The organism is Gephyromycinifex aptenodytis (assembly GCF_012277275.1).
Taxonomy (GTDB): domain Bacteria; phylum Actinomycetota; class Actinomycetes; order Actinomycetales; family Dermatophilaceae; genus Gephyromycinifex; species Gephyromycinifex aptenodytis.
Map to the genome: position 1 here is coordinate 86,714 of NZ_CP051155.1, position 20,661 is coordinate 107,374.

General features: G+C 68.9%; 21 protein-coding genes and 1 riboswitch. Of the genes, 16 read left to right on the forward strand and 5 right to left on the reverse strand.

The features are described 5' to 3' along the window. Positions 1 to 114: 114 nt before the first annotated feature. From G9V96_RS00350 to G9V96_RS00420, 15 genes are all read left to right on the forward strand, one after another. Positions 115 to 2,193, forward strand: a complete 2,079-nt coding sequence (locus G9V96_RS00350; protein WP_168581257.1) for a primosomal protein N' family DNA-binding protein — start codon at positions 115 to 117, stop codon at positions 2,191 to 2,193. 127 nt (positions 2,194 to 2,320) lie between these two features. Beyond that, positions 2,321 to 2,857: a peptide deformylase gene (gene def / locus G9V96_RS00355; protein ID WP_168581258.1), complete on the forward strand. Its 537-nt coding sequence runs from the start codon at positions 2,321 to 2,323 to the stop codon at positions 2,855 to 2,857. Continuing rightward, positions 2,857 to 3,786, forward strand: a complete 930-nt coding sequence (fmt, locus tag G9V96_RS00360) for a methionyl-tRNA formyltransferase (protein WP_168581259.1) — start codon at positions 2,857 to 2,859, stop codon at positions 3,784 to 3,786. The genes def and fmt overlap by 1 nt, the downstream gene beginning before the upstream one ends. Further along, positions 3,783 to 5,438, forward strand: a complete 1,656-nt coding sequence (locus G9V96_RS00365) for an RsmB/NOP family class I SAM-dependent RNA methyltransferase (protein ID WP_226913348.1) — start codon at positions 3,783 to 3,785, stop codon at positions 5,436 to 5,438. Before fmt ends, G9V96_RS00365 begins: the two co-directional genes overlap by 4 nt. Before the next feature lie 178 nt (positions 5,439 to 5,616). Beyond that, the gene (locus G9V96_RS00370) at positions 5,617 to 7,179 is read left to right on the forward strand and encodes a methyl-accepting chemotaxis protein (RefSeq protein ID WP_168581260.1); all 1,563 of its coding nucleotides are present in this window, start codon (positions 5,617 to 5,619) and stop codon (positions 7,177 to 7,179) included. 65 nt (positions 7,180 to 7,244) lie between these two features. Then, the gene (gene rpe, locus G9V96_RS00375; protein ID WP_168581261.1) at positions 7,245 to 7,904 is read left to right on the forward strand and encodes a ribulose-phosphate 3-epimerase; all 660 of its coding nucleotides are present in this window, start codon (positions 7,245 to 7,247) and stop codon (positions 7,902 to 7,904) included. 73 nt (positions 7,905 to 7,977) lie between these two features. Next, positions 7,978 to 8,114, forward strand: a riboswitch (FMN riboswitch). 112 nt (positions 8,115 to 8,226) lie between these two features. Continuing rightward, positions 8,227 to 9,258 carry a bifunctional diaminohydroxyphosphoribosylaminopyrimidine deaminase/5-amino-6-(5-phosphoribosylamino)uracil reductase RibD gene (gene ribD / locus G9V96_RS00380; protein WP_168583749.1) on the forward strand — a complete coding sequence of 344 codons (1,032 nt, stop codon included), beginning with the start codon at positions 8,227 to 8,229 and terminating at the stop codon, positions 9,256 to 9,258. Continuing rightward, a complete protein-coding gene (locus tag G9V96_RS00385; RefSeq protein WP_168581262.1) occupies positions 9,258 to 9,878 on the forward strand; it encodes a riboflavin synthase in 621 nt (206 codons plus the stop codon). Before ribD ends, G9V96_RS00385 begins: the two co-directional genes overlap by 1 nt. After that, the gene (gene pnuC, locus G9V96_RS00390) at positions 9,875 to 10,585 is read left to right on the forward strand and encodes a nicotinamide riboside transporter PnuC (protein ID WP_168581263.1); all 711 of its coding nucleotides are present in this window, start codon (positions 9,875 to 9,877) and stop codon (positions 10,583 to 10,585) included. Before G9V96_RS00385 ends, pnuC begins: the two co-directional genes overlap by 4 nt. Further along, on the forward strand, positions 10,582 to 11,817 hold the full coding sequence (gene ribB, locus G9V96_RS00395) for a 3,4-dihydroxy-2-butanone-4-phosphate synthase (RefSeq protein ID WP_168581264.1): 1,236 nt from the start codon (positions 10,582 to 10,584) through the stop codon (positions 11,815 to 11,817). The genes pnuC and ribB overlap by 4 nt, the downstream gene beginning before the upstream one ends. Further along, complete coding sequence (gene ribH, locus G9V96_RS00400; protein WP_168581265.1) at positions 11,814 to 12,290, forward strand: 6,7-dimethyl-8-ribityllumazine synthase; 477 nt, start codon at positions 11,814 to 11,816, stop codon at positions 12,288 to 12,290. Before ribB ends, ribH begins: the two co-directional genes overlap by 4 nt. Continuing rightward, a complete protein-coding gene (locus G9V96_RS00405; RefSeq protein ID WP_168581266.1) occupies positions 12,287 to 13,000 on the forward strand; it encodes a sulfite exporter TauE/SafE family protein in 714 nt (237 codons plus the stop codon). Before ribH ends, G9V96_RS00405 begins: the two co-directional genes overlap by 4 nt. Positions 13,001 to 13,068: 68 nt before the next feature. Then, positions 13,069 to 13,332 (forward strand): phosphoribosyl-ATP diphosphatase, encoded by a 264-nt coding sequence (locus G9V96_RS00410; protein ID WP_168581267.1) that lies wholly within the window; start codon positions 13,069 to 13,071, stop codon positions 13,330 to 13,332. A 67-nt stretch (positions 13,333 to 13,399) separates the two neighbouring features. Further along, positions 13,400 to 14,245, forward strand: coding sequence for an ATP phosphoribosyltransferase (gene hisG, locus G9V96_RS00415; RefSeq protein ID WP_168581268.1), 846 nt, complete (start codon positions 13,400 to 13,402; stop codon positions 14,243 to 14,245). A 22-nt stretch (positions 14,246 to 14,267) separates the two neighbouring features. Then, a complete protein-coding gene (locus G9V96_RS00420) occupies positions 14,268 to 14,789 on the forward strand; it encodes a PH domain-containing protein (protein WP_168581269.1) in 522 nt (173 codons plus the stop codon). 223 nt (positions 14,790 to 15,012) lie between these two features. On the opposite strand, the gene G9V96_RS00425 is transcribed toward G9V96_RS00420, so the two are convergent. Together G9V96_RS00425 and G9V96_RS00430 are read right to left on the reverse strand one after the other, a co-directional pair. Next, positions 15,013 to 16,239 carry an FUSC family protein gene (locus tag G9V96_RS00425; protein WP_226913349.1) on the reverse strand — a complete coding sequence of 409 codons (1,227 nt, stop codon included), beginning with the start codon at positions 16,237 to 16,239 and terminating at the stop codon, positions 15,013 to 15,015. A 3-nt stretch (positions 16,240 to 16,242) separates the two neighbouring features. Next, the gene (locus tag G9V96_RS00430) at positions 16,243 to 16,632 is read right to left on the reverse strand and encodes a DUF5655 domain-containing protein (RefSeq protein ID WP_168581270.1); all 390 of its coding nucleotides are present in this window, start codon (positions 16,630 to 16,632) and stop codon (positions 16,243 to 16,245) included. A 163-nt stretch (positions 16,633 to 16,795) separates the two neighbouring features. Between G9V96_RS00430 and hisF the strand changes: the two genes are divergently transcribed. Beyond that, positions 16,796 to 17,575: an imidazole glycerol phosphate synthase subunit HisF gene (gene hisF / locus G9V96_RS00435; RefSeq protein WP_168581271.1), complete on the forward strand. Its 780-nt coding sequence runs from the start codon at positions 16,796 to 16,798 to the stop codon at positions 17,573 to 17,575. Positions 17,576 to 18,223: 648 nt separating this feature from the next. On the opposite strand, the gene G9V96_RS00440 is transcribed toward hisF, so the two are convergent. From G9V96_RS00440 to G9V96_RS00450, 3 genes are read right to left on the reverse strand one after another with little or no spacing between them, the layout of a single operon-like run. After that, entirely contained in the window at positions 18,224 to 18,841 is a 618-nt protein-coding gene (locus tag G9V96_RS00440; protein ID WP_168581272.1) for a GOLPH3/VPS74 family protein, read from the reverse strand. Positions 18,842 to 18,869: 28 nt separating this feature from the next. Next, complete coding sequence (gene cbiE, locus G9V96_RS00445; protein WP_168581273.1) at positions 18,870 to 20,093, reverse strand: precorrin-6y C5,15-methyltransferase (decarboxylating) subunit CbiE; 1,224 nt, start codon at positions 20,091 to 20,093, stop codon at positions 18,870 to 18,872. Then, a complete protein-coding gene (locus G9V96_RS00450; protein WP_168581274.1) occupies positions 20,090 to 20,656 on the reverse strand; it encodes a GNAT family N-acetyltransferase in 567 nt (188 codons plus the stop codon). Before G9V96_RS00450 ends, cbiE begins: the two co-directional genes overlap by 4 nt. Between the last annotated feature and the right edge of the window lie 5 nt (positions 20,657 to 20,661).

The window sequence follows — 20,661 nt, forward strand, 5'->3', positions numbered from 1 at the left end:
TTGGCGCACGGCGGCTGCGGGTCGGCCCGATCCGACCCGCCACGGGTGGCCTGAGCGCAGGCACCCAGCCGACCGGTCCAGCGCGCTGTCGGGCCGATCCTGTACAACCGTGTCATGGCCAGCAACGGGAAGGGCAGCGAGGTGGGAGTACCCATCCCCGCTGAGCTGGTTGTCGTGCCGGAGCAGACCCCGCACGCGGCGGGCAACACGCTGGGTGCCTCGGCCTCGTTGCACGAGCCGGTAGCTGTGGTCGTGGTGGACGTGCCTCTGCCGCACCTGGATCGGCCGTTCGAGTACCTGGTCCCGCCGGAACTCGACGAGGCCGCAGCGCCGGGAGTGCGGGTGAAGGCGCGGTTCGCAGGCCGGGACGTGGACGGCTTCATCGTGCAACGGCGAACCTCCCCCGAACATCCGGGCCGGCTGACGGCGCTGCGCCGGGTCGTGACCGGGGAAGCGGTCCTCACCCCCGAGGTGCTGCGCGTCGCCCGGGCGGTGGCCGACTCGCATGCCGGTTCGCTGGGGGATGTGCTGCGTCTGGCGGTCCCGCCTCGACACGCCACGGCCGAGAAGGCGTTGCCGCTCACCGCTGAGCCGGGTGAGCCGTTGCCGCCTCGCCAGGACCCGCCCCGAGCGTGGGCACGTTATCCCGCCGGGCCGTCGTTCCTGCGCCGGATGGCCGCGGGTGAGGCGCCGTGGGCGGTGTGGTCGGCATCGCCGAGCCCCGATCCGGAACTGGATTGGCCGGCGTCGCTGGCACAGGCCGCCCAGGCGGGCTTGCAAGCCGGGCGGGGTGTCATCATCGTGGTCCCCGACCATCGGGATGTCGAGCGCGTCGAGGTTGCGTTGACCGCCGCCTTGGGGCGGGGCAGACACGTCCGCTTGACCGCGGATCAAGGTCCGCAGGCTCGGTACACCGCCTTCTTGAAGGTTCTCCGGGATCATGTGCGGTGCGTGGTCGGGACGCGGGCGGCGGCCTATGCGCCGGTGCACAACCTAGGCCTGCTGGTGTGTTGGGACGACGGGGACGACCTGCACAGCGAACCGCGCGCTCCATACGCGCACGTGCGAGACGTCCTGGCCATTCGAGCCAGGGAAGCCGGCGCGGCATTGCTGATGGGCGGTTTTGCCCGCTCGACCGCCATGGCGTGGTGGTTGGAGCAGGGCCCCGCCCGCGAAATCCTGCCGGAACCGGCCGAACGGCGCGCCGTAGCCCGCGTGCACGTGGTGGGTGAGGGCCACGACCTGGAACGCGACGGACCGGGGGCGCGGGCGCACCTGCCCTCGGCGGCGTGGCGGGCGGCGCAGGCGGGCTTGGCCGCGGGTCCGGTCTTGGTTCAGGTTCCACGGCGCGGTTACCTGCCTTCACTCTCATGTCAGGAATGCCGTGCCCCGGCACGCTGCCCGGCCTGTCACGGGCCGTTGGCACTGGCGGGGCCGCAGCAGCCGCCGAGCTGTCGTTGGTGCGGGGCGATTCCGCGGGAGTTCCGCTGTGACCAGTGCGGCTCGCCCCGGCTGCGCAGCAGCGTCGTGGGTTCGCGGCGCACCGCTGAAGAGCTCGGGCGCGCTTTCCCCGGCGTCCTGGTGCGCACCTCGGGCGCCCCCGAAGTGTTGAGGCATGTCGGCGCGGAGAGCGCGTTGGTGATCGCCACTCCGGGGGCGGAGCCCCCCGCCGAGGGCGGCTACGCGGCGACCTTGCTGCTGGACGCCTGGGCCGGTCTGGACCGGCCGCGTCTGGACGCGGGCGAGGAAGCCCTTCGCCGGTGGTTGAGCGCCGCCGCACTGACCCGCCCGGCCTCCTGCGGTGGGGTTGTGGTGCTTGCCGGGGCGCCGCAGCACACGACGCTGCCAGTGGTGGAGGCCCTGGTGCGCTGGGCCCCAGAGTGGTTTGCCGCTCGTGAACTCGCCGAGCGCGCGGAACTGTCCTTGCCGCCGTGCGTCTGGATGGCCCGGCTCACCGGGCCGGTACGGGCAGTACGAGCCGCCGGTGAGGAGGTCGCCGAGGCGGTGCCGACCATCGAGCGGCTCGGGCCGCTACCCATCAGCCAGGACGAGGTGCATCTGCTGCTGCGGGCGCCGTTGAGCCAGGCGCCCGCCGCCACTCGGGCGCTTTGGGCGATGAGGCGGGGCCGCAGCGCCCGCAAAGAGCCTGACCAGGTCGCGGTTCGTATCGGGGCTGCCGACGTAGGGCCGTAGCTGCCGTTCAGCGGTCGCGGCGAGCCGCTATGCGCGGGCGCGGTGGAGTGGAGTTGCCTGGGCCGCGAGCGCGTAGGCTCGTAGGTCGATGCCGGAGATGCCGGCTGAAACGCCTCGAAGGACCCGTGTGACGATCCAGGACATCCGCCTCATCGGCGACGAAGTACTTCGCACCCCTGCCGTGGAGGTCAGCACCTTCGACGCCGAGCTGCGGCAGTTGGTCGCGGACCTCACCGAGACCATGCGGGAGGCACCGGGCGTCGGTCTGGCGGCGCCGCAGATCGGGGTGGGGCTGCGGGTGTTCACGTACTACGTCGACGGGGTGCTCGGGCACGTCATCAACCCCCGCTTGGAACTCTCCGGCGAAGCCGAATGTGAAGAAGAAGGGTGTCTGTCCATCCCCGGGGTGGCGGCGCTTACCCCTCGCGCGCCCCGCGCCGTCGCCAACGGTGTCGATCAATATGGGGAGCCGGTACGGATCGTCGGCACTGAGTTGCTGGCGCGCTGTTTCCAGCACGAGACCGACCACCTTGACGGGGTGCTGTTCATCGACCGACTCGACACCTACGAGCGTCGCCGAGCGCTGAAGGCCATCCGCAGTGCGGACTGGGCCGGCGGTCCACCGGTGGTCAAGCTCAGCCCGCACACGGGACGGCTCAGCTGATGCGCCTCGTCTTCGCCGGCACCCCTGAGGTGGCGTTGCCGAGCTTGCAGGCCCTGCTCGACTCATCGCATGAGGTTGTGGCCGTGCTCACCCGCCCCGACGCCCGGGTGGGTCGCGGTCGCAGCTTGCGCCCCAGCCCGGTCAAAGAGGCAGCGCTGGCGGCTGGCATCGAGGTACTCACGCCGCAGCGCGTCAGCGACCCCGAGTTCCTCGCCCAGCTGGCGCAGTTGTCTCCCCACGCCTGCCCGGTGGTCGCCTACGGCAACCTGGTGCCGCCGGCTGCGTTGGCCATCCCGGCGCACGGGTGGCTCAACCTGCATTTCTCGCTGCTGCCGGCGTGGCGGGGCGCCGCCCCGGTGCAGCACGCGATCATCGCCGGTGAGAGCCACACTGGAGCCTGCGTGTTCCAGCTGGAGCAAGGCCTGGACACCGGCCCGGTGCTCGGGGAACTGCGCACCCCCATCGGGGAGCGCGAATCGGCAGGAGAGTTGCTCGATCGCCTCGCCCGAGAGGGTGCCGCGTTACTGCTTCAGGGCTTGGAGGCGATAGCCGCCGGGACCGCACAGTTCGTCCCGCAAGCCCAGAGCGGGATCAGCCACGCGCCCAAGATCACCGTGGCCGACGCCGAGGTGGATTGGGCGGCCACTTCAGGGCGCATCGACGCGTTGGTTCGCGGCTGCACCCCGGCTCCCGGGGCCTGGACGACGTTCCGGGGCCAGCGCCTGAAGTTGTACCCGCTCACCCCCCTGCCTGGGCAGGCGCCCGGCGGCGATCCGGGCCGGATCACTGCGGACAAACGAACCGTGCAGGTGAGCACCGGAGACGGCCTGGTCCGACTGGGGCTGGTCCAACCCCAAGGCAAGAAACCGATGGACGCAGCGGATTGGGCACGCGGTGTGCGCGTGGAAGGCGAGAGGTTCAGCCGATGATGCAGGACGACGACAACGGAGCACGCGCAAGCCAGCGGGAGCCCGAGCGTGATCCCAGCCGGCCGACGCGCGGCGGAAGCGGTCGCGTCAGCCACGGCGGGGCGGCGCGAGACCGGGACCCCGCCAAGCGCTCGGCTCAGGCGCCTTCACAACGTTCCCGGCGCGCCGACGCCGCCCGCCACATCGCCTTCGAGACGCTGCGGGCAGTAGACGGCGGCGCCTACGCCAACCTGGAATTACCGCGGCGGCTGCGCCGCACGGAGCTGGACCGACGCGATGCCGCCTTCGCTACCGAGCTGGTGTACGGGGTGTGCCGGATGCGTGGCCTGTACGATCCGCTCATTTCGCGCTGCGCCGGGCGGGAGACCGCGGCCATCGACGCCCCGGTGCTCGACGTCTTGCGTCTGGGCGCCCACCAGCTGCTCGGCATGCGGGTGCCGGCCCACGCAGCCGTCGCCGAGACGGTGGCGCTGGCCCGAGACGCGGTGGGGGCAGGCGCGGCGGGGTTCGTCAACGCGGTCTTGCGCCGGATCAGCGAGAAGAGCCTCAGCGAGTGGTTGAGCATCCTGGCCCCGGGAGCAGGTCGACGGGCCGGTTCCCACGGTGACTCCGAGGTGGCCTTCGAGGCACCCACCGACCTGGCCGATGTGGCCGTGGCCCGCAGCCACCCCGCCTGGGTGGTTCGGGCGTTGCGGGCTGCGTTGCTGGCGCATGAGGCCAGCACCCCCCAGAGCGTGGACGCGGACCTGTTGGACCTGCTTCACGCCCACAACACCCCGGCCGACGTGGCGCTCGTTGCCCGCCCCGGGCTGGCCGAGATCAGTGAACTCGAAGAGGCCGGTGCCAGCCGATCCTCGATCTGCCCCACCGCCGCCGTCCTCACCCACGGTGGGGACCCGGGTCGCATCCCGGCGGTGCGCCAGGGTCGCGCCGCGGCCCAGGACGAGGGTTCTCAGCTGCTCGTGCTCGCCCTGCTGGATGCTTACGACAAGGCCGGGCCGGGGACGCAGCGGCCACGTTGGCTCGATCTGTGCGCCGGCCCCGGTGGCAAGGTCGCGTTGCTCGCAGCGGCCGCCATCGAATCGGACGCCACCGTCTTCGCCAACGAGGTTGCCGAGCACCGGGCCGAGTTGGTTCACAGCGCGGTCCGGGCTGCGGTCGATGCCGGGGCCGATGTGCTCGTCGGTGTCGGTGACGGTCGCCAGATCGGTGAGGAAGAGCCGTCCTCGTTCGACCTGGTGCTGCTGGATGCGCCGTGCACGGGTTTGGGCGCGTTGCGCCGACGTCCCGAGGCACGCTGGCGCCGGGAACCCTCGGACGTGGCCGAGTTGTCGATCTTGCAGCGGGAGCTGCTGACCTCGGCCATCGAGGCGACGGCACCGGGGGGGATCATCGGCTACGCCACCTGCACCCCCCACCCGGCCGAGACCCAGGTCGTCGTCGGCGACGTCGTCGCCGAACGCGGGGATGTGGAGTTCTTGGATGCCCGCGATCACCTCAACGCAGTGGCGTTGAGTCCGCTGGAGCACCTCGGTCCCGGCCCGTTCGCCCAGATGTGGCCGCACCTGCACGGCACCGACGCCATGTTCCTTGCCCTGCTGCGCCGCCGCGAAAGCGCCGCCGAGACGGAGGCCGGAACCCGAAAGGGTTGAGGGCAGGCGCACCCCGGGCCGGCTCGGGCGAAGAAAAAACTTCATTCCTGTTCCACCAACTGCTCTCGATCCCTCCAATCGCGGTCTTGATCGCCGATGAGGGCGATGGCGAGCGGATAGCCCGCAGAGGAGTGCCTGGATCTTTGCGGGCGCTGAAGGAGAGGAACGGACCCCCGGCATGAAGTTGCCCCGATCACGCGCCAAAGACACCGGCGTGTCCACTACGCAGCAGGACGAATTGGTCCACTACGTAGAGGCACTTGACACGGTCACCGACCGACTCGCCAAAGCAACCACCCCCGGAACAGTCGTGCAGACGGCCCTTGACGTGGTGCGTGAGGCATTCCACATGATGTATGCCTCGTGCTGGTGGGTCGATCCGGCCACCAAGGCCCTTGTCTTCCGGCAGGAATCCGGTCAGGTCGGTCCCGAGTTCCGCACCGTGACCCAGTCCGCCTCCTTCCCCCATGGTGTGGGCCTTGCCGGGCGAGCGTGGAGCGACGGGAAACTGGTGTTCGTCCCCGACCTGGGCGAGGTGCGTGACTGTGTGCGTGCCCCCGTCGCCAGTCGCAGCGGTGTGCTCTCTGCCGTGGCGTTCCCGCTGTTCCAGGACGGCCGAGTAGTGGGCACGATGGACTTCATGGCCGACCCGGAGCACACCCCCGGGCCCATCCGCATCACTGTGCTGAGCACCGTGGGCAAGCTCGTGTCGCAGTCGTTGGAGCGGGTGTTGGCCGCTGAACGACGGGCCGAGACCGACAAGGACATGGCGGCGATCAACGAGGTCGTCCACAAGGTCTCCTTGAGCGGCAGTGAGCGGGAAGCGATCCAGAGCGCTCTGGACACCGTGCGCGCCGAGTTCGGCTGGGAGTACGGATCGTTCTGGGCGGTGGACGCCAACGAGCGGGTGCTGCGCAACGCCTACGAGTCCGGTAGCGCCGGTGAGGAGTTCCGGCAGGTCACCCGGGAGGCGACCTTCGCTGAGGGGGTCGGCCTGGCCGGTCGAACCTGGTCGACCCGAGCATTGGTCTTCGAGCCCGACATCGGCCTGGTCACCGACTGTGTGCGAGCTCCGGCTGCCCAGCGCGCCGGCGTCAAATCCGGGGTGTCGATGCCGGTTACCTGCGACGGCCAGGTCGTCGGCACCATCGACTTCTTCACCACCCGGCAGATCGAGCTGACCGCCGACCGGGAGAAGGCGCTGACGAACACGGCCTTCCTGCTGTCCAACGCTGTGGAACGGCACCGGGCTGCCGCGCGCACCCGGCACGCCGGTGAAGAGTTGATGACCTCGATCACCGAGGTCGAGCGCAATGTCCTGCAAGCCTCCGACGTGGCCAACGAGGCCCAGACGATCACCGAGGACGCCAGCGTCATCGTGGCGCGGTTGAACACCAGCAGCGTTCAGATCGGCAATGTCGTGAAGGTCATCACCGGCATCGCGGAACAGACGAACCTGCTCGCCCTGAACGCCACCATCGAGGCCGCCCGGGCAGGCGAGGCCGGTAAGGGATTCGCGGTCGTGGCCAACGAGGTCAAGGACTTGGCCCGCGAGACCGCCAAGGCCACCGAAGAAGTCGATGCGAAAGTGTCGGCGATCCAGACCGATGCCGGCAGCGTCGTGAACGCCCTGCACCAGGTCGCCGAGACGGTGCAGCGCATCAACGAGGCCCAGAACATCATCTCCGGGGTGCTGACCGAGCAGAACGCCGTCACCCGCAGTGTTTTGGAGCAGACCTGAACCGCGCCATCTGAGGTTCGCCCAGCTCTGAGCGGGGTTGGGTGGGTCCGCACTAGGGTGACCATGTGCAGATCTCACCCAGCATCCTCTCGGCGGACTTTGCGAACCTTCAGGCAGAACTCGAGGCGGTGAAGAACGCCGACTGGGCCCACGTGGACGTGATGGACGCGCATTTCGTGCCTAACCTGACCCTGGGTCTGCCGGTGGTGGAATCGCTGCTGAAGGTCAGCCCGGTGCCGATCGACTGCCACCTGATGATTCAGGACCCTGACCGGTGGGCGCCCCCTTACGCCGAGGCGGGAGCAAAGTCGGTGACCTTCCATGTGGAGGCCGCCCACGACCCGGTGCAATTGGCCCGCAACATCCGCGCCCAGGGGGCCAGGGCCTCAATGGCCCTGAAACCGGGTACGCCGTGGGCGCCGTATGCAGAACTGCTCCCCGAACTCGACATGGTTCTGGTGATGACTGTGGAACCCGGCTTCGGTGGTCAGTCCTTCATGGCCGAGCAGATGGAGAAGGTCAGGGCGGTACGCGAATCGGTGCGCCGCCATGGCGGCGAGATCTGGATCCAGGTCGACGGCGGCGTCAGCGCTGCCACCATCGAGCAGTGCGCCCAGGCTGGTGCCGATGTGTTCGTTGCAGGGTCGGCTGTCTACGGGGCCCAGAACGCCGCACAGGCCGTGGATGAACTGCGTGCGTTGGCGACGTCCTGCGTTCACCGCTGAGCAGCCCGGGCCGTTTCGGCCGGTGGGGCCACCCGTTCGATCCCTATCAGCACCCACGGGTGCATACTGGGGGCACGTGCTCCGGGGTCGGTGTAATTCCGAGCCGGCGGTTATAGTCCGCGACCCGCCCGATCGAGATCTTCGAACGGACGGTTGACTTGGTGAAATTCCAAGACCGACGGTGAAAGTCCGGATGGGAGGCAGCACGCGCGCCCGAGGCTGCGCACATCTTTGTGCAGCCCTGGCGTCGCCGCGACCTTCCCTGTTCCTGCCCCGGGTCACCTCGAATGACGACGAGGAGGCGGCTGTGAGCGGGTCAGCGATGCGAGATGTGCTGATGCTGCGACGCACTTTCGCGCTGGCGGCCCAGGGGCCGCAGGCTGATCCGAATCCGCGCGTCGGCGCCGTGATCCTGGATGCGCAGGCTCACGTCGCGGGTGAGGGGTTCCATGGCGGGGCCGGGACCCCGCACGCCGAGGCGCAGGCGTTGGCCGCCGCAGGCCCAGCCGCCCGCGGCGGCACCTGTTACGTCTCCTTGGAACCGTGTAATCACACCGGTCGGACCCCACCGTGCGCTCAGGCGCTGATCGAGGCCGGCATCGTGCGGGTCGTGGTCGCCTCCCGCGATCCGAACCCCATCGCCCGCGGCGGGTTGGAGACGTTGCGACGCCACGGGGTGGAAGTGGTTGAGGGGTTGTTGGCGCAGGAGTCTCGAGCTTTGAATCGGGAGTGGAGCCACGCCTTGATCACCGGCCGGCCGTTCGTCACCTGGAAGTTCGCTTCGACGCTGGACGGGCGCGTCGCCGCGGCGGACGGAACCAGTCGTTGGATCACCGGGGATGCCGCCCGGGCGGATGTGCATGCTCGTCGGGCGCGTTGCGGTGCGGTGATGGTCGGTACCGGCACGGTGCTCACCGATGACCCGGCGTTGACGGTACGCGGCCCGGACGGTGAATTGGCTCAGCGGCAACCGTTGCGAGTGGTGATGGGGCAGCGCTGCCCGCAGATCCGGGCCGATGCCCGGGTGCGCAGCGACGAGGCGCCCACACTGCTGCTGCCCACCCGGGACCCGGCTGCGGCGCTGGCCGAACTGGCCGCGCGGGAGGTCCGGCACGTCTTCTGTGAAGGTGGGCCCACCCTGGCCGCCGCCCTGCTCCGGGAGGGCCTCATCGATGAGGTGGTCGCCTATCTGGCGCCGGCGCTGCTGGGTGCCGGGGCGGGCAGCCTGGGTGACCTGGGCATCACCACCATCGAGGACACCGTCCGCTTGATCCCCACCGACGTCACCCAACTGGGCCGAGACATTCGTGTCATTGCCACGCCACGGCGTCACACACCCAAGGAGAGCTGCTGATGTTCACCGGAATAGTCGAGGAACTCGGCGAGGTCGTCGACCTGGAGGTGGGCTCGGAGTCCGCCGTCATCAGGATCAAGGGGCCGCTGGTCACGAGCGACACCGTGCACGGCGAATCGGTCAGCGTCAACGGTGTCTGCTTGACCGTGGTGACCTGCGACGGTGAGGTGTTCAGCGTGGACGTCATGGCCGAGACCCTGAACCGCAGCAGCCTCGGCGAGCTTCAGGTCGGTTCCGCGGTCAACCTGGAGCGGGCGATCAGCTTGGAGTCCCGCCTGGGCGGTCACATCGTGCAAGGGCACGTGGACGGTACCGGAAGGATCGCCGCCCGCACCCCCGGCCAGCGCTGGGAACTGGTGCGGATCTGCGCCCCGCCGGAGCTCATGCGCTATGTCGTGCTCAAGGGTTCGATCACTGTGGACGGGGTCTCGCTGACGGTCAGCGCAGTGCATGAGGACGGTTTCTCGGTCAGCCTCATCCCCACCACCTTGGACGTGACCACGCTGGGGACCCGCGCGGTGGGTGAGCGCGTCAACCTTGAGGTGGACGTGCTGGCCAAGTACGTCGAGCGGCTTTTGAGCTTTCCGCGCAGTGCGGGGCAGCCCGGGCGGCCGGCGTGAGCAGCTCATTGCTGGACCTGTTCAACGCCTCGGTCGATGTCGGCGGCTACCCGTTGTACTGGCGCGAGATCATCGGCAACGGTTTCGGCTTCGCCTCGGCCATCGGCGGCCTGCGACGGCGGGTGTGGGCCTGGCCGGTCGGCATCATCGGCAACACCATCTTGTTCACCGTCTTCTTCGGGGCGGCCTTCGCGCTGCCCGACGGGCGCCATCCGCTGTACGGGCAGGCGTTCCGGCAGGTGTTCTTCATCCTGACCAGCCTCTACGGCTGGTGGCGGTGGAACCAGAGCAAAGCCGAACGTGGACCCGAAGAACCGGCCATCACCCCTCGCTGGGCCAGCACTCGCGAGCGTTGGGGCTACCTGATGGCGGCCCTGGTCGGCGTGCTGGTCATGCAGGGCGTCTTCGCCGCGGTAGGGGCCGGCTGGCCGGCGCCGCGTTGGTACTACTGGACCGACGCCTGGATCTTCGTCGGCTCCATCGTGGCCACCTACGCCATGGCACGCGGGTGGACCGACTTCTGGCTGGCCTGGATCGCCGTGGACCTAGTCGGGGTTCCGTTGCTGTGGCACTCGCACTACTACCCCTCGGCGGTGCTCTACGCGATCTACGGCGGGCTGGTCGTCTATGGCTTCCTCGTGTGGCGGGCGGCCGCCCGCGAGGAGAAGATCGAGGTCGGTATCGAGGCTGAGACGGTGAATTTATGAACGGGTTTGGCACGATCGAAGAAGCCCTGGACGCGCTACGCCAAGGACGGCCGGTGCTCGTCCTCGACGATGTTGGCCGGGAGAACGAGGGCGACGTCGTCCTTGCGGCGCAGACGCTGACCGAGGAATGGATGGCGTGGACGATCCGCCACTCCTCGGGTTATATCTGCGCCCCCATGACCGATGCGGTGGCCGACCGGCTCGATCTGCCGCCGATGGTCACGGACAACCAGGACCCGCGCCGCACGGCGTACACCATCACCTGCGATGCGGCCTCTGGTGTTTCCACCGGAATCAGCGCCGCCGATCGAGCCCACACGCTGCGGGTATTGGCCGACCCTGAGGCGCTGCCCTCGGACCTGATCCGGCCCGGGCACATGGTGCCGTTGCGGGCACGCCCCGGTGGGGTGCTCGAACGCGCGGGGCACACCGAAGCCAGCGTAGATCTGTGCCGTCTGGCCGGACTGTCACCGGTGGGTGGGATCGGCGAACTCGTCCATGACGACGGCACGATGATGCGGGCCCCAGCCGTTCTGGAACTGGGTGCCCGGTTCGAGTTGCCCGTCATCACCGTGGCCGATCTTCGGCAGTGGCGAACTCGGCATGACCGCGTGGTTCGCACCGCCAGCACCCGACTGCCCACCGACTACGGCGTCTTCGAGCTGGTGGGTTACCGCGACCTGGTGACGCAGGCCGAACACCTGGCCCTGATCAGTCCCGTCGGGCTGCGCCCGCCAGGTGCCGACGACGCGCCCGTGCTTGTCCGGGTCCATTCGGAATGCTTGACCGGTGACGCTCTCGGATCGCGTCGCTGCGACTGCGGCCCGCAACTGCAGGCGGCCATGGCGCTGGTGGCCAAGGAACACGGCGCCGTCATCTACTTGCGCGGTCAAGAGGGGCGCGGGGTCGGACTGTTGGCCAAACTGGCGGCCTATGAGTTGCAAGACCGCGGTTTCGACACCGTCGATGCCCAGACCGAGCTGGGCCTGCCGGTGGACGCCCGGGAATACGGCGCAGCGGCGGCGATCCTGCGCGACCTGGGCATCGACTCGATCACTTTGGTCTCGAACAACCCGGCCAAGTCCGAGGGGCTGCGCCGCGACGGACTCAACGTCGTCGGCTCCCACCCGCTACGCATCCCGCCCCTGCCTGAGAACGAGCGCTACTTGCGCACCAAACAGTTGAGGATGGGCCACGACCTGGTCGTTGCGCCCGCGAAAGGACACTCATGAGCGGCTCCGGTTCTCCCGAACTCAGCGTTGACGGCTCTGGCCTGCGCGTTGCCGTCGTCGCGGCGCACTGGCACGAGGACTTCATGACCGGGCTGCTGGAGGGCGCCCGTACGGCATTGAAGGAGGCCAAGGTCGAGGAGGTCGAGGTGGTGCGGGTACCGGGCAGTTTCGAACTGCCCGTGGTGTGCGCGGCGCTGGCGCCCAACTACGACGCGATCGTCGCGCTCGGGGTCATCATCCGCGGCGGCACCCCGCACTTCGAGTTCGTGGCCCAGGGCGTGACCTCAGGTCTGACCCGCGTCGCGCTGGACCACAGCACCCCCATCGGGTTCGGGGTGCTCACCTGCGAGAGCGAGGCCCAGGCCCGGGACCGCTCCGGCATGAGCGGGGCCCGCGAGAGCAAGGGTTACGAGGCGGCAGTGGCCGCCATCACCACCGCCGTGATTCTGCGTGAGGCCGCCTCCGATTCATGAGTACGGTGACGCTGGCCCTGGTGGCGATGGTGGTGCTGATCGCGGCCTGGCTGCAGGGCAGCGTCGGTTTCGGCCTGGGCATGATCCTGGCGCCGGTGCTGGCTCTGGCGGCGCCGTCGCTCTTGCCCGTGACGGTGCTGCTGCTGGCGTTGGTGCTCTCGGGCTTCAGCGCGGTCGCTGACCGCCACGGCGTGCACCTGCGTAGCCTCGCCATCGGGATCGGTGGCCGGGTGCCGGGGACGGTCCTGGGCGCGTGGCTGGTGGCCCGCCTGCCGCAACGGGAGTTCGCGCTGCTGGTTGCGGTGTCGGTGTTACTCGGTGCCTTCTTCGCGTGGCGCGGTTGGCAACCCCGCAACCGCACGCGCAACGTCCTAGCCGCAGGGCTGCTCTCCGGGGTGATGGGCACCGCGACCTCGGTCGGTGGGCCCCCGATGGCCCTGGTGTGGGGCGCCTCGGAGGCGCAGCGGATGCGCGGAACGCTGAGCGCCTTCTTCTTCATCGGCTCCTTGCTGTCCTTGGCAGGGTTGTTCGTCTTCGACGCCGTCGACCCCCAACAGATCCGGGCCGCGGTGCTGTTCGCGCCGGCGATGCTCCTGGGTTTCGGGCTAGCCCGAGTGACGGTGCGCCACCTGGACCAGCAGCGCACCCGCAGTATCGCCACGGCGGCCTCGCTCATCGGGGCGCTCACGGTGCTGGTGACCCGGTTGTGAGGCCTGGCCCGGTTCGCGATGCGGTCCCCGTGCTGCAATTGGGCTGATGACAGATATCCTCGCGACACGTGAAGACGTTTGAGCAGATGTACGCCGAGGTCAAGGAAAAGGCTGCGACGCGCCCTGAGGGTTCGCGCACCGTCACGGAGCTTGACGCGGGGGTGCACTTCATCGGAAAGAAGGTCGTCGAGGAGGCCGCGGAGGTCTGGATGGCGGCCGAGCATGAGGGCGATGAGCGCTCTGCGGAGGAGATCAGCCAACTGCTTTATCACGTGCTTGTGCTCATGGTGGCCAAGGACCTGACCTTGGAAGACGTCTACCAGTACCTCTGAGCTTTTCTTTCTGCGCGCTCGCCTCTATCAGCTGCACCCGCGCCCGTTCTCGTCCGAAAGAGCCACCATGCTGCGCATCGCCGTCCCCAACAAAGGTTCACTCGCGGAGGCTGCCACCCTCATGCTCAAGGAGGCGGGGTACGTCGTTCGGCGCGACTCCAAGGAGTTGGTGCTCGCCGACACCGAGAACGACATCGAGTTCTTCTACCTGCGGCCCCGTGATATCGCGGTGTACGTCGGATCGGGCACGTTGGACGGCGGGATCACCGGGCGTGACCTGTTGTTGGATTCCGGGGCGGACGCCGTGGAGGTGTTGCCGCTGGGCTTTGCCCGTTCCACCTTCCGTTTCGCCGGTCGTCCAGGTGTGGCGGAGTCCGTGACGGATCTGGCGGGGCAGCGGATCGCCACCTCCTACACCGGTCTGGTGCGTCGCCACCTGCAGCAGAGCGGTATCGAGGCCGAAGTCGTCCGGTTGGACGGTGCGGTGGAGACCTCGATCACCCTCGGGGTGGCCGACGTCATCGCCGACGTTGTGGAGACCGGCACGACCTTGCGCAATCAGGGGCTGGTGACCTTCGGGGAGCCCATCCTGCACAGTGAGGCTGTGCTGATCGCTCGCGACGAACCGGGCGCAGCGGAGCGACTCCGAGTGCTGAATCGTCGGCTCTCCGGGGTCATCACCGCGCGCACGTACGTGATGATGGATTACGACATTCGGGTCGAGCTCCTGGAAGAAGCAGCCCGCATCACCCCAGGCCTGGAGTCGCCCACGGTCTCACCGTTGCGCGACGAAGAGTTTGTGGCGGTGCGTTCGATGGTTCGCCGCAAGGGCATGAACCGAGTGATGGACGCCCTCTACGCCCTCGGCGCCCGAGGGATCCTGGTCACCGACATCGCCGCGTGTCGCCTGTGAACGACACCGAAGGAGAAGCGCTATGAGCCAAGGAAGCGCACAACCGTCCTCGGCGGGCAAAGGCTCACGCCCTGCCGCGCGACGTAATCCTTACGCGCTCATCCGGCCTCGTCGCGGTCGGGTCGTGGCCTATGTGGCCGCTGTGGTGGTGTTCGCGACGTTCCTGCTGGGCGCCATCATCGTGCCCGGTCAAGAAGGTCAGAAGGACGACTGGGCGATCTCGGACCGCCTGCTCATCGCGGCCATCGGCGCAGCTATCGCCTGGTTCCTGTGGCGTCTGGGTTCGATCCGGGCCACGCCGAGCAAGCAAGGCCTCGTGGTGCGCAACCTGCTGCTGACCCGCACCTTGGCTTGGGATGAGATCGTGCGGATGCAGTTCGGTGGGGGCGCGCCGTGGGCCAGCCTGGATCTGGCCGACACCGACACCGTCGCGGTGATGGCGTTGCAGAAAGCCGATGGGGAGTACGGGCGGGCCGAAGCGGCGCGTCTGGCAGCGCTGATCCAGCACCACGGCGACGCGACGGAACCCCAGCGCCGCAGCTGAACCGAGCCTGGGCGCAAAGCCGGGCAGGTTAGGTCACCGCAGGGATAGCAACCGGGTCGGGGGCGTGCCGCAAAGGGGCGCCGGTTGTGATGGCTGCGCTCTCGGCGGGGCCCTCGGCGCCTTAGCCTCAGCGCTGCTGGGGACCTACTTTCGCGCCACGAACGGGGCTGGCTGTCACCGGCGCCGTAACCGGAGCGTTCAGCCCCAGCCGATCAGAGCGGCCTCATTCCGGCTGGCGGCCCGTGGGGGCGGGGTCGCGGTCGGCGACGTGGATGACCTCATCCTCCAGGGTGGCTTCCTCGAACGGTTCGGTGTCCAGGCTGTATGAGGAGGGGATGCTCGCGAACGCCTCGTCGTGACTCAAACCGGTGACCATGAGCAGATCGAGGATGATCGAGCGCACCTGGGCCCGGATCACCTCTGAGGACAGCGAGGGGTGCGAGTCCACATAGGTGGTTCGCTCCGCGAGCTCGAAGAGCGCCGGCTGTACACCGTTTGGCAGCGTGCGCTGGTCCAGGTCGCCCGCCATCGCCTGTGCGATCTCGCCCAGCTCGGCCACCATGTCGATGTAGGCCTTCGGGACGACCTCACCGTGGCGCAGCGCGATCGCCGCGCGGCGCACGAGCACCCGCAGGTTGCGGATGGAGCGGTCCAGAGGCTCTAGCAAATCGGCGATGGCCTGCACCGCTGGCAGGTGACCGCGCCGAAAGGGGGAGGAGCGAATGACCGAGAGTCCCTCGTCGGCCAAGGACTCCAGGGTGGCCAGCGACCGCTCCGTCTGGCGCGCCCGGGCCAGGGTCTGCTCCGCCAGTGCCAGGTCGCCGCTGCGCAGCGATGTCGCGGTTGCTGCGAAGACGGCCCCCATCTCGGCCACGATTCCGGCCGTGTGCTGTCGGGGTCGCCGAAGCGGGGTGGCGGGGGTGATCGTAGCGGCCAACAACGCGACGATCCCGCCAACGACAGCTTCGATCCAGCGCGAGAAGGCCATCCCCGGGCTTGCTACCAGGATCGTGACGATGGCGGACTGCACGCCGGCCTGCGTCGTGGTCAGCACTCCTGCGTCGAGAAGCGTGGCCAGCACCATGGCCGCCGCGATGATGAACACCATCTGGGCGTAGCCAGAGCCCAGAGCGGCCACGATGAGGTCACCGACGAGCACCCCGATCGCCACCCCGACGACGATCTGGAGCACGCGTTGGATTCGTTGCCCGTAGGACTGCCCGAGGGCGACCAGGGCGGCAACGGGTGCGAAGAACGGCTGTGGGTGGTGCAGGACGTCACGGGCGATATACCAGGCTATCGCGGCCGAAATCGAGCACTGCAGAATGAAGAACCAGCGTCGTCGCAGTCGCTCCAGGCGTTCGCCCAGGGAACGCCGCCCGCGGCGCCCCACCCGGCGCCCGACGGTGCGCGGATGCAGGTCGAAGTTGTCCAGGTTCCACGGCCCCACGGCTCAGGCCTGGTCGTACGCTGCGGCGAGCCAAGGCACGATGTCGCGTATGTCGTCGTCCATGGCGTCGGTGGGCAGGTGCAGCCGGTGCGTGGTCGCGGCGAAACCGTCCGAGCTGCTCACTACCACGTTCTCGGGCAGGGCAGGTGGACCGCAGGGGTAGCGCAGACCCACCTCCAGTTTCCGTTCTGCCCCGGGGCGGAGCGCCGCGAACGGCGCCCCATCGCGCGCCAGGACAATGGCTGCCTGGCCCGGCACGGTGGTGATGTCATCGTCATCGGTGAGGGCGTGCGCCAGCTCGATGATCGCGTCGTGCAGCGGCCGTAGATGCTCCTCCGCATCCGCGTACAGCTTGTCAGTCGCGAGTTCTACATCCCGGGCAGCCTCATCCATGGTGGCCATTCTGCCCGCGCTTGACAGCAGATGTCAGGAGCCGCGCGATGGCGGCCCGTTATCGCCTGATCGCCTAGTGCGCAGCGCCCGTTTGCAGGCCTGTTCGCCCGTGGGTCGTTCGCCGCGGCCCTGGCCGCCCCCAGGGCACACCTAGACTGAAGCGGTGAGTGTCGCTACCCGTGTTATCCCCTGTCTGGACGTCGACGCCGGTCGGGTGGTCAAAGGCGTGAACTTCCGTGATCTTCGTGATGCCGGGGATCCGGTCGAGCTGGCCGCGCGCTATGACGAACAGGGCGCAGACGAGCTGACCTTCCTGGATGTCACGGCCAGCAGCGGAGACCGGGAGACCACCTATGAGATCGTGCGCAGCACCGCCGAACAGGTTTTCATCCCGCTCACTGTCGGCGGGGGAGTGCGCACCGTGCAGGACGTGGACCGCCTGCTGCGGGCCGGGGCCGACAAGGTCGGCATCAACACTGCCGCAATCGCACGCCCAGAAGTAATCGACGAGGTGGCGGCCAGGTTCGGCGCTCAGGTGCTGGTGCTCTCGGCTGATGTGCGACGGTGGCGCGAAGACAGCGAGCATTCCAAGCCGGAGAGCGGCTTCGAGGTAACTACCCACGGTGGGCGCCGCGGCACGGGCATCGACGCCGTGGAGTGGTGCGCGCAAGCTGCCCGCCGTGGCGCTGGCGAGATCCTGTTGAACTCCATGGACGCCGACGGCACCCGAGACGGTTTCGACATCGAACTGATCTCACTGGTGCGCGCTGAGGTGAAGGTGCCGATCATCGCCAGCGGCGGGGCCGGCCGTGTCGAACACTTCCTGCCTGCAGTGCAGGCCGGTGCTGACGCCGTACTTGCAGCGAGCGTCTTCCACTTCGGGGAGTTGAGCATCGGCGAGGTCAAAAAGGCGCTGGCGGCCGGTGGGGTCACCATCCGCTGAGGGGCGGCGCAGCGGCGCGCCATCGGGCCGCACGTACGGCACCGGTCCCGGTGCGCTGCTTCTTGCCAGGTGCGGATTGGATGGTGCAGAAGATGGTTTTCCTCGGCGACGGGGTCCACTACTCACATCCGTGATCGGGTGGGGGCACCGCGTGATGCTCGCGGTGATGGCGCGCACCTCGCAGGCCGGGAGCGGTCGCAGCGGCGGCGGGTTATTCGTGCGCTCGTTCTTCCCGCCGAGGCAGTGGGACGCGCGCGCTGGCGGGCCTGTCGGCAGCCGGAGGGATGGGCGGTCTCGCACCGATGCAACTTCGCCAGAGGCCACCCCCGTAGACGCTGCTGACACTGGGCGGGCCGGGAGGTCATCGCCACTAGACGAGTGACGGCCCCGGTGGGGGGGACCGGGGCCGCTTGGCACTCGTCACAGCCGGGGGGAGGCTGAAGAGGCCACCTGTAGGTTACTGGGCTGCTCGGTCGCATGTGTTACCGCGAGAACCCTTGAGCCTGTAAGGACTTCGTAAATTATTGGGTTTACCCGGCAAACCCGGGTCAGATCGATCGAACCGGCTCGGCCCCAGGATGGGTTCGGGGCCGCGGCGTCTACCGAGCGCCTCTGCAACGGCGCCGTCGAACGCTGCGGTCAGCCCGATCAGCGGCGCGCACCGGCTAGCCGGATCGCGTTGGCGGTGGCGTCAATGACCCAGGTGGGCTCAGCCAGGTCAATGAGTCGGGCGCGCAAAGCGCCCGCTTGAAGTTCGGGGAAAAGCTCCCGCGCCGTCCGTCGAGCTTGGTAGGCCACCGACAGCAGACCGAGCAGGACACGGGTGCGCTCATCGGGCTCGACGCTGCCGATAACGCACGCGCGAACGGTTTCCACGATGGGTTCGCGCGCGCCGGGAACCACAGGGTGGCGCGTGCGAGGAAGGAAGCCGGCGACCACGTCGTGGTCGGTGCCCAACACTCCGGCGGTGGCGAGGCGCTCCCGCTCCGCGTGCAACACGCCACGGCTCTCGTCGTAGATCCACCGCCAGGGGTGCCTGGGGCGACGGGCCGCGTTCAGTCGTGCCAGAAGAGCGTCGAGCACGTCTTCACCGACCGGGCAGGGATCCAGCACCTCCAGCGCGCGTCGCGGGGCGTCGATCCGCCCGGCGGCGGCCAACTCCGCCATCGCCGCTCCGGTGACCAGGTACGGCAGGTCGCGTAAGGCAGGTCGCCCCTGCGGCGTCGTGCCGAGCAGGAACATCTCATCGGCCAGCGTGAACTCCACTGCTCGACTTTACTCGGGGAGCTCGCCGTCACCCCTTGACGACCGACCATTGGGTGACCGGACGCGCCGGTGTCCAGGAGGTGAAAGATCCCACGGCACTGGCCTTTTCGATCGCGATCCGAGTCAGTTGGCCGCCCAGGCGTTGATAAGCCTGGAACAGTAGAGCCTCAGAATCCAGGGTGACGGTGTTGGCGACCAGGCGCCCGCCTGGTCGCAGCGCCGCCCAGCATTGATCGAGCAGCCCGGCACTGGTCAACCCGCCGCCGACGAAGATCGCGTCGGGGCTGGGCAACCCCTGCAGAGCCTGCGGCGCACGGCCCTGCACGAGTCGGAGGGCAGGCACGCCGAGGGCGCGTGCGTTCGCCTCGATACGGGCAGCGCGGTTCGGATGCGACTCGATGGCGATGGCGCGCGCGCTGGGGTGGGCGCGCATCCATTCGATGCTGATCGAGCCGGAACCGGCACCGACGTCCCACAGCAGCTCCCCGGGAGCAGGCGCCAGCGTGGCCAGGGTGATCGCTCGCACGTCGCGCTTGGTGAGTTGTCCGTCGCTGAGGTAGGCCTCGTCCGGTAATCCCGGGGTCAGCCCCAGCCGCAGCGCCGCCGGGTCGCGTCGACATTCCACCCCGACGATGTTCAGGGCACTGACCTGGTCACCCGGCCAGTCCCGGGCGGGGCTCGAAACAAGGGTCTCGGTGTCGGCGCCCAGCTCGGCCAGGACATTCATGGTGCTGTCGCCGTAGCCGCTGGCGGTGAGCAATTCGGCCAGTTCGCCCGGGGTCTGCGCGCCGGCCGAGAGCAGTAACACCCGGGCGCCCTCGTGCAGCGCGGCACGCACCGATTCCAGCGGCCTGCCCACCCCCGAGACGACCGTGACGTCCTCCACCGGCCAGCCGAGACGGGCGCAGGCCAGCGTGATCGAGGAGGGGTGCGGCAGGACATGCACAGCATCAGGACCGACCTGGGCGATAAGAGCCCGTCCCACCCCGAAGTGCATCGGATCCCCGGAGGCAAGAACGACCAGACCATCACCGCGGTGCTGCTCGACGAGCGGCCCGAGCGAGGGCAGCAACGGGCTGCCCCAGCAGACGCGTCGCGCGCTGACCTGCGGCGGCAGCAGGTCGAGCTGTCGGGGGGAGCCCAGCACGACTCCGGCCTGGCACAGCGCCGCCTGCGAGGTGCCCGATAGGCCGGACCAACCCTCGGCGCCGATGCCGACCAGGGTGATTGTTGGATCGCCGCGGCCGCTCATGGCAGATCCGCGCTGATGAGCGAGAAGACCTGCATGTCGACCCGACCGCCGGCGGTGACTCCGCTGCTGCGGGCGATGCCTTCGGCGACGAACCCGGCACGCCGGGCCACCCCGGCCGAGGCGTCGTTGCCGAGCGCGGCGCACAACTGCACCCGATCCAGTCCCTTCTCGTAGATGGCCCATTCAGCAAGCCGCCGGGCCGCGCGGGCGGTCAGGCCGGCGCCGCGGGCCCACGGCGCCGTCCAATAGCCGATCTCGGTGCAGCCGGTGCTCCAGTCGGTGTGTTTGAGGTCCATGAGTCCGGCGAAGTTGCTGTCGCCAGGGCTCTGGACGCTCTCGGAAGCGAGCGCAAAAACAATGCCGGTCCCGGCCTCCAGCTGCCGCACGGCGTAGTCCTGGATGAAGGCACGCGCGTCATCTTGGGTGTAGGGGCGGGGGATGGGCAGCCACCGCATTGCCTGGTCGTCCTGGCAGGCGATAGTGATCGCCTCGACGTCGTTCAGATCCGGCGGGCGCAGCAGGAAGTCGCTGCCGTGGACGAGGGTGGCCTCAAAGCGGTTCACGCCGG

Coding starts and splice junctions, on each gene's coding strand:
- G9V96_RS00350 (WP_168581257.1), top strand. CDS start 115: ATGGCCAGCAACGGGAAGGGCAGCGAGGTGGGAGTACCCATCCCCGCT.
- fmt (WP_168581259.1), top strand. CDS start 2,857: ATGCGCCTCGTCTTCGCCGGCACCCCTGAGGTGGCGTTGCCGAGCTTG.
- G9V96_RS00365 (WP_226913348.1), top strand. CDS start 3,783: ATGATGCAGGACGACGACAACGGAGCACGCGCAAGCCAGCGGGAGCCC.
- G9V96_RS00370 (WP_168581260.1), top strand. CDS start 5,617: ATGAAGTTGCCCCGATCACGCGCCAAAGACACCGGCGTGTCCACTACG.
- ribD (WP_168583749.1), top strand. CDS start 8,227: ATGCGAGATGTGCTGATGCTGCGACGCACTTTCGCGCTGGCGGCCCAG.
- G9V96_RS00385 (WP_168581262.1), top strand. CDS start 9,258: ATGTTCACCGGAATAGTCGAGGAACTCGGCGAGGTCGTCGACCTGGAG.
- ribB (WP_168581264.1), top strand. CDS start 10,582: ATGAACGGGTTTGGCACGATCGAAGAAGCCCTGGACGCGCTACGCCAA.
- ribH (WP_168581265.1), top strand. CDS start 11,814: ATGAGCGGCTCCGGTTCTCCCGAACTCAGCGTTGACGGCTCTGGCCTG.
- G9V96_RS00405 (WP_168581266.1), top strand. CDS start 12,287: ATGAGTACGGTGACGCTGGCCCTGGTGGCGATGGTGGTGCTGATCGCG.
- hisG (WP_168581268.1), top strand. CDS start 13,400: ATGCTGCGCATCGCCGTCCCCAACAAAGGTTCACTCGCGGAGGCTGCC.
- G9V96_RS00420 (WP_168581269.1), top strand. CDS start 14,268: ATGAGCCAAGGAAGCGCACAACCGTCCTCGGCGGGCAAAGGCTCACGC.
- G9V96_RS00430 (WP_168581270.1), bottom strand. CDS start 16,632: ATGGATGAGGCTGCCCGGGATGTAGAACTCGCGACTGACAAGCTGTAC.
- cbiE (WP_168581273.1), bottom strand. CDS start 20,093: ATGAGCGGCCGCGGCGATCCAACAATCACCCTGGTCGGCATCGGCGCC.